This is a genomic window from Edaphovirga cremea, from assembly GCF_003332275.1.
GTDB classification, from domain to species: domain Bacteria; phylum Pseudomonadota; class Gammaproteobacteria; order Enterobacterales; family Enterobacteriaceae; genus Edaphovirga; species Edaphovirga cremea.
The window spans coordinates 1-8,402 of record NZ_QOVA01000049.1 but is presented as its reverse complement, the minus strand read 5'-3'; the positions used below and the strand labels follow the sequence as shown (position 1 = coordinate 8,402).

Sequence of the window (8,402 nt, the reverse complement as noted above, 5' to 3'; positions counted from 1 at the left end):
CATTAACGCAAACAGCTTTTATCATCGTGTGCTTGCAAAACGGGGGCGAACCATACATTTTTTTCGATGACATCTTTCAGTGCCCGATTCTCCAGACTGAGATCCGCGAACATCTGTTTGAGACGCCTGTTTTCGTCCTCAAGATCTTTGATCTTTTTGATATCAGCAGCTTCCATCCCGCCATATTTGGCCTTCCAGTTGTAATAGGTGGCTTCAGAAATAGCGGCTTCGCGGCAGACATCCTTCACAGTTCGTCCGGCTTCAACGGATTTAAGAACGGCGATGATCTGGTGCTCAGTGAATCGGATCTTACGCATGGCAATCTCCTCAGGGGACATAATCAGTATGCCGGAAGACCTCTAGAAGTGAATGGTTCGGTTAAGCGGGATACTTACAATATGAGTTCGCCGGACGCTTACGGTGATAGAGACTAATTTCTGACCGTGAAAAGTAAAATCCCGGCGACTTGGCCGGGATTTCTTACTATTCAGTTTCTTTTATATAAGAACTAAACCGATTACCTCTGGGAGGCTCTTCAACTGCTAACCTACCGCATTCGGGGCACTTATACACATCTGATCTAAATTGATTATATTCACTAAAGAAGGCTTCTGAATCAAATTTATCTCCAAGCTCATCCCATTTACTAAGAAGATCCATCATGCTTTTTTGAGATATAAGATCATACAAAAAATCTTCTTCCATTGAGCGAACAATCATAATGTGCCCACATTGACACGCTAACTTTGACATTATTTCGCTCCTGAAATTGGTCGTTCGAAACGGTAAACCTGTCCTTTTGAGTCTTGGAAAAACAACGTATTGATATTCTTAACTGATGGTTTTCCCCATAATCTAGATGATATAGATTGCATATCTTATAGAGATAAATCAATTTGGGTTAGAACTGCTGTTGTTTGACTATCTTTCTTCTCTATGGCCTTGACAGTATTACCCAAATTTGTCGTTTGAGGTGTATAAACATCAACTTTACCGATACCATTAACCCACAGATCTGGCGTGCGAACATCAGAAATACCTTTATCGGATGCAGTCGTTTTATAGGTAACGTCATAACCTAACTCACTGAATGTACTACCAGCCCTCAATTCATTACCATCTGGTTTTGCACCAAATTCATAAGTGACTTGCCCCTTAGTTAAGGCATTTTCAGCTTTATTAATAAAGTTTTGTCCAGCGGCCCCTCCATATATAGCCAGTGACCCCAACCCGAGATTCAACAACCCATCAGCATATTTTCCGTCAGAGATTTGCCCAATACCATAGCCAGCTTGATAACCTCCGCCAGCCGCTAAGGCTCCACGTGCTATTATCCCCGGTGCACCCGGCAACGCCAGTAAAGCATCCGTTCCCACCGCTGCTTGACCATATTGAACGGCAGCTACATTCAGATAACTCAGTGCTTCGTTATACGCCTGAGTATCTCCAGTGGATGCCACAAATGCTGTACCAGCAAGAAGCCCCTATATAGCCTCCGCAGCCTTCTGTGGGGTATATCCATACATTGTCTGTAGCTCATAACCGTATTGGTCAAGTAAACCGGCCAGTTCTTGCTTTTGCCCGTCAGTCAGTGGCTGGCCTTGTTGGTTTTATCCAACAGAATGTTGCTGGCCCTGTCTTCATTTGTCAGTCTGACAATATTCTGTGAGGCTTCCAGCAAATTCTTACCGGCTTTCTGATCCTCTATCGATTTAATCAAGGTTTCTGCTTTTTTCGGACTCAGCGCATTATTCTCAACAACAACTTCTTCCATTGCGGAATCAGCCACAGAACGGCATTTTTCCTAGCATACTTAGTACATTACAACCACTTTTCCTCAGTGCATTTTGGTGCCGGCAACTTTTTGCCCAGACGCACTTCTTGGCCCCATAAATCACTTCTCCCAACGCTGTTAAAGAGCAGTTAACCACAACCTCATCAGTATACCGGCGGCACCAGTCGCCGGTAAGCCATTGATTTTGTTTTGTGACCAGCATCATTACTCTTCCTGACAAGCGCCCTTTTAATGATGGTCAGACGCCACATGCTAAAGAGAAACATGTGGCGTAAAAAATCCTTAATCAGTGTTCGATATTGCTAGTCCACATCAGTCATTACCTGTTCGATTAAGCGCATTACGTAAGGAGCTGGGTCTGTCCCAGCAGGCGATAGCTGATGCCATTGGTCTGCATGTTAATAGCTGGAAGAAGTATGAGAGCGGCCAGGCAATGCCGTCACTGGATGCGCTGAAGAAGATAGCCACCACGCTGCATGTCAGCACCGACTATCTGCTGTTCGATGAACATGAACGTGGACCAACTGATACATTAACGTTGCAGTTTGAAGCCGTCAGCCAGTTGCCTGAGAACGAGCTGGCGATAGTCCGGGAAGTGCTGGAGAGCCTGATTATCAAGTACCAGTCACGGCGCTGGGATTCATCAAGGAAGACGGCTAAAGAAGAGTAACGGAGAAGAGATTTAGCGCGGTGGTAGCGGGCTGGAACCCGTTATCACCGCTAACCACAACTGACTATTACGGAGTTAATCATGGCTGAGCAGGATTCTAAGTCAAAAGTCGTCACAACTAAAGCACCTGAACTAAAAACCCGTCGTTATACCGTGGGTTACATTCGTGACTGGCAAACGCACGAACCCGCCCCCACCATTACGCTGAAGGGCTACTGGCTGGAAGATGCAGGGTTTGAGACCGGTACGCCGCTGAAGGTGCGCGTGATGCCCGGTTGCCTGGTGCTCACCGTCGAAGAACCGTTACCCCCACCGCCGCCAGAGCCGGAGATTATGCAGACACTGCGCAAGGTCTGTAAGCTCTCGGCCCGCAAGCAGCTACAGGTTGTGGAGTTTATTACCGTGATTGCCACGCCGCAGAAGCGGCCGCTGCCGCCGGACACCGTGGTGTGGGAAGATCTGCCGCGAAGAGTAACGTTCCGGTGAACTCATATTTTCATAATTATTTCAGCAGGTAATATCAGCGCCATCTTTAACTGATGAAGGATGTTTGCTGATGAAACAGCGATGGTTCATTGAACAGAAAAAACAACATGTTGCCAGCTGGCGGGCCAGTGGTCTTACCCGCCAGCAATACTGTGAACTTCACGATATTCCCTTCACTTCCTTTCGTGAATGGCCCCAGGATGTCGCAAAGGCTGAACGACGTGCCAGCGAACCTGCGGTACTACCTGTTCATATCACCGAAGCATCACCACCTGCTGAATCCTTTTCACCTGCAGTGAATGAACCCGTTACGCTCTTTCTGCCCGGTAGAATACGCATGTGCTGCCATCCTTCGCAACTGAACGATGTCTTCAGGGCCCTCAAATATGCTGACGCCTGAAAATGTCTTCCTCGCCGTTAAACCCGTTGATATGCGACGGGGTATCGACACGCTGACCCAGTATGTTCAGGATGAGCTCAAATCATCGTGGCACGAAGGCGCCGCCTTCGTCTTCACCAATAAAGCCCGTTCGCGCATCAAGGTGCTGCGCTGGGATAAACACGGCGTCTGGCTGTGCGTTCGCCGTCTGCATAAAGGCCACTTTCGCTGGCCCCGGGCAAATGAGGCCGCCTGGCCCCTCACGCCCGATGAGTTCAGCTGGCTTGTCAGCGGTGTTGACTGGCAACAGGTAAAAGGCCACGACCTCACAAAATGGGTCTTCCGGGATGCATCTGGAACCGCATCAAAAACCGCCATAACCTTATGAAAACTAATGATTATCCATGCCGGGTGCGATATAATTACCCGCATGGATATCTCCGTTCTCTCCACCACAAACGATATTGAACAGCTTCGTACTCTGGCGCTTGCCATGGCGCAAAACGCCGTGTCTGAGAATGCTGAAAAAGAAGAAAAACTTCGCCGGCAGAATACCACTCTTCAGCAACGTATCCTTCTGCTGGAAGAGGCGCTGAAACTGGCACGCCAGCAGCGCTTCGGGAAAAAGGGCGAAACACTGGCCGGCATGCAGCGCTCCCTGTTCGAAGAGGATATGGATGCGGATATCGCGGCTGTTGAAGCGCAACTGGACACGCTGCTCCCTGCCGAAGAAAAAGCCGCTCCGGAACGTCCGGCGCGAAAACCACTACCGGCCCATCTTCCTCGTGTCACAAAAACAATCGAACCGGCCTCAACCGAAAACTGTCCTGACTGCCAGGGCGTGCTGCGTCACATCCGCGATGAAGTGAGCGAAAAGCTGGAATATATCCCGGCCCGCATCGTGGTTAACCGGTACGTTCGCCCGCAGTATGGCTGCACCTGCTGCCAGCGGGTGGTCAGCGGTGATATGCCTGCGCACATTATCCCGAAAGGTGTGGCAGAGCCGTCACTCATCGCCCAGTTGGTGATCAGCAAACACTGCGACCATATGCCCTTGTACCGTCAGCAGCCGGTTCTGGCCCGCTCAGATATCCATCTGCCCGTCAGCACGATGGCAGATATGGTCGGCCGTGCGGGGGCGGTGCTGACGCCACTGGCGGAATCACTGCACCGGATGTTACTGAAATGCGATGTGTTACATGCCGATGAAACGCCTCTGCAAATCCTGGACACGAAAAAAGACGGTAAAGCCCGTTCCGGCTATCTGTGGGCTTACGTCAGCGGTGAAAAAAGTGGCCCTGCTGTCGTCTGCTTCGACAGTCAGCCCGGCCGGAGCAGCAGATATGCGGCGGAATACCTGAAGGACTGGACGGGCAGCCTGGTGGTTGACGGATATCCGGCGTATGAAACCCTGGCGGGGCAGAACAAAGGGGTCGCGCTGACGGGTTGCTGGGCACATGCCCGCAGAAACTTCGCCGATCTTTATAAAGCGAGTAAAGACCCAGGGCAGAAATGGCGGTCAGACAGATCGCCGGGCTATACCGGCTGGAAAAGAAGATCCGACACCGGCCAGTGGAAAAGATCCGCCAGTGGCGGCAGCGTTATGCGCGACCAGTGCTGGAAAAACTGTGGCAGTGGCTTGAGCAGCAGAAGGATGCGTGCCCGGAGAGCTCCGCGCTGGGTAAAGCGATCACGTATGCACTCAAACGACGGGTGACGCTCAGCCGCTTCCTGGAGGATGGCGCGTTGCCGCTGGACAACAATCGTTGTGAGAGGGCGATACGGCCGGTGGTCATGGGACGTTCAAACTGGCTCTTCGCAGGTTCGGCTGCGGCGGGTGAACGTGCAGCCAGAATCATGAGCCTGCTGGAAACCGCGAAGATGAACGGTCTTGATCCCCATGCCTGGCTGACGGATGTGCTGCAACGGCTACCGGGCTGGCCGGAAGAGGAGCTGGACGAGTTGCTGCCGCTGCCGGGGTTCGCCTTCGGGGGCGGAGGAAGCTGACAGAAAGCGCCCGATATCCGCACTAAGGACTTGCGTCCCTGACAACGTAAATAGCGACAACCCGCGTCCCACGTAGCTTTAGAGCCACAATACAACTGACTCAGTTCCTGCGCCACAATCGCGAAATACCTTACTCAGCACTTCACCACCTGACGAACGTTCCCCGGAGAAACCTGCGACCGGCCTCATCGGACCTGTCAATATGAGTTCACCGGAACGTTACGGTTGCAGCGGCGGGAAGAGGGAGTTTTTAGGGCGTAAAAGCAAAAATCCCGGCCAACTGGCCGGGATTGTTTACTAAATTAGTTGCAACGCTTTCATGTCACGCAGTAGATCTTCCCGTTCTTCTTCCCCTAGGTCTTTGAGTAACTCATCAAGAGGGTGTGCTGATAAAATCTGTTTTATTTCTTTTCTATGATACATTTCAACATGTTCAGGGCCACGTGCAGCCATTAATATCAAATTAATAACAGCCAACATTAATTGTTCGACAGGGAGTTGATAGACACCCTCATATTGATAAGAAGCGTACCCTATTCCATCCTCATCCTTGGACAAGCCTGAAGTACCTCTAGCAATATTGATCAGCTTATGACGACATCCATCATAACAATAGTCTAAAAAATCTCTTTTAATTTCATAATAATCAATACGCTCACTGTTCATCACTTCTTCCTCGACGTTAATAAAATACCATTGTTATCCAAGACGTTAACTTGGATTCCGGGATATTTTTTCTGGAACTGGTCAACCACACCTAAACAACTGCCACAGGCAGGACGTTCAGTGAAGATGGTTACAGTTCCTTTCGCTGACGTGTTACTACCTAACTGATCTGCCAGATTATCAAGGATTTTATATTCAGAGTCAGTGTTCCTATCGATAGGCTTACCATCCTTACTTTGTAAGGTTTGGTATTTAAAATTCTGATTCCCTGCACCTACCAACCCTTTACCGGCGCTGTCAACGCCACTATGTGCCGCTATCTGCTTTGGCATACCCGGTATATCAACTTCAGCAACAGCAACGTTACCTGAACGCTTCGGTGAAGAAGATAATCCAGCGCGAACATCGGTCACCAACTGCCGGTAGGGAACCAGTTGACTCTCAGCCAACCTTTCCAGACTGGCACCCGCTGCCTTGGCACCGTAAACGATCCCAGCCGTATCCTGAATGGTCATGGCTATCTTGGCCCAACCAGGAACATCATTCATCGCCTGCTGGTATTTGGCTGAGTATGCTGCATCCTGAGACATTTTGGTCTGTGCCTGCTCAGGCGTATAACCCTGATCTACCAGCTTGAGCAGATCACGCGAGTAGTCCCCAATTAAATCACCGAACTTCGCCATTTCCTCCGGGAACTGGTCGCGTAAGTCGTAGTACGTCTGGTATTCCGCATAACCCTGATAGCTTTCTTTGGCAGCAAACGCCAGTTTCAGCTCACTAACACAGCCCGCACTGGCTCCATTGGCACAGGCATTCTGTAGATTTGCATCGCTGCCGACATCCTTTTTCGTCAGGTCGGCCAGCTCCTGCACTTCGCTGTCACTGATGGAGCCATTCGCCAGTTTGGTTTCCAGTTGTTGCTGACGGAGCTTATCACTGGCGTTGAGATAGTTATTCTCCACAACAACTTCTTCCATTGCGGAGTTAGCCAACGAACATCATTTTTCCTAGTGTACTCAGTGGCTTACAACCACTTTTTGCCTGTGCGTTTTGATGTACGGACGCACAACCCCCGACGCGCACTTTTTGGCCCCGTAAGCCACTTTTCCCAACGCTGTTAAAGAGCAGTTAACCACTACCGCACCAGTATACCGGCGGCGCCAGCCGCCGGTAAGCCCTTGATTTTGGTTTGTGACCATCGTCATTATTCTTCCTGCCAAGCGCCCTTTGATAACCGGTGACAGTTTCGCAGCTTGCTGCGGGACTGGCGCTGGTTCGCGGGTGTGGCCTGGCGAGGCCCACGAAGCAAGGCTTTCAAGCAGGGAAGCCCCCCTGAGGGCTGCATGGGGTGGAGGCTGAACGAGCTACGCAGTGCGAGCCTGTTTAGACAGAGGTAACCGGGCTGGGGCGGGGGTAATTAACGGCGGAGGCCGCAGGCCGACCAACAAGCAAGGGTATTGGCCTGACGGGCTTGCGTACGGGCGTTGACGCTGGGTTTGCTCACCGGAGCCGCCACGGACGGCGGCGACTGCGGGGCTGAAGTGAGAACTGAAGCCAACAGCAGAGCGCAGCTGTTTGCCACCCGTCTTAAGGAAGCAAGAGAAGTCCGTAAAATGACTCAGGCAAGATTAGCCGAACTCCTTTCAGTGGGCCGTCGTGTCTATAACCGCTGGGAGCGTGGTGCATCCGTGCCGCAACTGGATGCCGTGGTCAGGATCGCACAGGTATTACAGACCTCTGTTGATTCACTGGTGGGACTTTTGCCGCCGACCGTGCCACGCATTCATAATCCGCAGCTACAGGCATTGGCCGCTCAGATGGATTCGTTATCTGATGAAGATCAACAGGCGTTGATTGTGCTGATGGACAGTCTGGTCAAGCGCTCGCAGATGACCAAGTTATTGATATCCTGAGCAGAGGGAGAGAAGTAAGACGCTACTAAAGAGACGATTTTATTAACGCAGGGCTACCGGGCTGCCACCCGATAACCCCGCTCATCACCACCAACTAGCAAGGAGTTGATCATGACTGAACGCGATTCTACGTCAGAACCCGCCACATCCCAAGCCCGCCGTTACACCGTCGGTTACCGCCCCAACGGCGGCAGGCCCAACCCCAGCCCACAACTGACCATCAAGGGTAAGTGGCTGGAGCAATTGGGATTTACCCCCGGGCAGTCAGTGAGTATTACGGCTGAGAATGGCTGTCTGGTTATCAGGACTGAGCTGAACGGCTGAGGCTAAAAGTAAAATCCCGGCTCGAAGGCCGGGATTTTTGTTGTGCACAGAAAACCTCCAGCTAGGCTGGAGGTTCCGTAAAGCTTTCAGCTTTGAGCCAGTTATAAAAACCCCTTTTGATTTGTTAAAACAGTTTGCGGTCTGGCAACTGCAAACGTTCAA

Annotated in this window: 11 protein-coding genes and 2 pseudogenes; 7 read left to right on the top strand and 6 right to left on the bottom strand. The window is 51.0% G+C overall.

Annotated elements, in window-relative coordinates:
* Positions 1-59 precede the first annotated feature (59 nt).
* The 4 genes and pseudogenes from DRI82_RS23390 to DRI82_RS23375 form a co-directional block, all read right to left on the bottom strand.
* Positions 60-317 (bottom strand): annotated as a pseudogene (locus tag DRI82_RS23390) (transposase); the annotation flags it as partial.
* Between the two features lie 166 nt (positions 318-483).
* Positions 484-753: a hypothetical protein gene (locus DRI82_RS23385; RefSeq protein WP_114196282.1), complete on the bottom strand. Its 270-nt coding sequence runs from the start codon at positions 751-753 to the stop codon at positions 484-486.
* 125 nt (positions 754-878) lie between these two features.
* Positions 879-1,460: a CdiA C-terminal domain-containing protein gene (locus DRI82_RS23380; RefSeq protein ID WP_114196281.1), complete on the bottom strand. Its 582-nt coding sequence runs from the start codon at positions 1,458-1,460 to the stop codon at positions 879-881.
* Between the two features lie 128 nt (positions 1,461-1,588).
* Positions 1,589-1,789, bottom strand: coding sequence for a hypothetical protein (locus DRI82_RS23375; RefSeq protein ID WP_157968136.1), 201 nt, complete (start codon positions 1,787-1,789; stop codon positions 1,589-1,591).
* A gap of 304 nt (positions 1,790-2,093) precedes the next feature.
* Here DRI82_RS23375 and DRI82_RS23365 point away from each other — a divergent pair, with 304 nt between their 5' ends.
* The 5 genes and pseudogenes from DRI82_RS23365 to tnpC all read left to right on the top strand — a co-directional run bounded on the left by DRI82_RS23365 (position 2,094) and on the right by tnpC (position 5,337).
* Positions 2,094-2,465, top strand: coding sequence for a helix-turn-helix domain-containing protein (locus DRI82_RS23365; RefSeq protein WP_342768561.1), 372 nt, complete (start codon positions 2,094-2,096; stop codon positions 2,463-2,465).
* A gap of 81 nt (positions 2,466-2,546) precedes the next feature.
* Positions 2,547-2,951: an endoribonuclease SymE gene (gene symE, locus DRI82_RS23360; protein WP_114196277.1), complete on the top strand. Its 405-nt coding sequence runs from the start codon at positions 2,547-2,549 to the stop codon at positions 2,949-2,951.
* Positions 2,952-3,018: 67 nt separating this feature from the next.
* Positions 3,019-3,351 (top strand): IS66 family insertion sequence element accessory protein TnpA, encoded by a 333-nt coding sequence (gene tnpA / locus DRI82_RS23355; RefSeq protein ID WP_114196285.1) that lies wholly within the window; start codon positions 3,019-3,021, stop codon positions 3,349-3,351.
* On the top strand, positions 3,338-3,718 hold the full coding sequence (tnpB, locus tag DRI82_RS23350) for an IS66 family insertion sequence element accessory protein TnpB (protein ID WP_114196276.1): 381 nt from the start codon (positions 3,338-3,340) through the stop codon (positions 3,716-3,718). Before tnpA ends, tnpB begins: the two co-directional genes overlap by 14 nt.
* Before the next feature lie 42 nt (positions 3,719-3,760).
* A pseudogene (gene tnpC / locus DRI82_RS23345) lies at positions 3,761-5,337 on the top strand (IS66 family transposase).
* Positions 5,338-5,634: 297 nt separating this feature from the next.
* Here tnpC and DRI82_RS23340 read toward each other — a convergent pair.
* Together DRI82_RS23340 and DRI82_RS24165 are read right to left on the bottom strand one after the other, a co-directional pair.
* Positions 5,635-6,003 (bottom strand): hypothetical protein, encoded by a 369-nt coding sequence (locus tag DRI82_RS23340; protein ID WP_114196275.1) that lies wholly within the window; start codon positions 6,001-6,003, stop codon positions 5,635-5,637.
* Positions 6,003-6,995 (bottom strand): deaminase domain-containing protein, encoded by a 993-nt coding sequence (locus tag DRI82_RS24165; RefSeq protein ID WP_245956921.1) that lies wholly within the window; start codon positions 6,993-6,995, stop codon positions 6,003-6,005. Before DRI82_RS24165 ends, DRI82_RS23340 begins: the two co-directional genes overlap by 1 nt.
* Positions 6,996-7,544: 549 nt before the next feature.
* Here DRI82_RS24165 and DRI82_RS23325 point away from each other — a divergent pair.
* Positions 7,545-7,916 (top strand): helix-turn-helix transcriptional regulator, encoded by a 372-nt coding sequence (locus DRI82_RS23325; protein ID WP_281269809.1) that lies wholly within the window; start codon positions 7,545-7,547, stop codon positions 7,914-7,916.
* Positions 7,917-8,027: 111 nt separating this feature from the next.
* Positions 8,028-8,240, top strand: a complete 213-nt coding sequence (locus DRI82_RS23320; protein WP_114196273.1) for a SymE family type I addiction module toxin — start codon at positions 8,028-8,030, stop codon at positions 8,238-8,240.
* Positions 8,241-8,402: the final 162 nt, after the last annotated feature.

What these genes read in the sequence shown, in the direction of transcription:
- symE (WP_114196277.1), top strand. Translation starts at nt 2,547, where the DNA reads ATGGCTGAGCAGGATTCTAAGTCAAAAGTCGTCACAACTAAAGCACCT.
- tnpB (WP_114196276.1), top strand. Translation starts at nt 3,338, where the DNA reads ATGCTGACGCCTGAAAATGTCTTCCTCGCCGTTAAACCCGTTGATATG.
- DRI82_RS23385 (WP_114196282.1), bottom strand. Translation starts at nt 753, where the DNA reads ATGTCAAAGTTAGCGTGTCAATGTGGGCACATTATGATTGTTCGCTCA.
- DRI82_RS23320 (WP_114196273.1), top strand. Translation starts at nt 8,028, where the DNA reads ATGACTGAACGCGATTCTACGTCAGAACCCGCCACATCCCAAGCCCGC.
- DRI82_RS23340 (WP_114196275.1), bottom strand. Translation starts at nt 6,003, where the DNA reads ATGAACAGTGAGCGTATTGATTATTATGAAATTAAAAGAGATTTTTTA.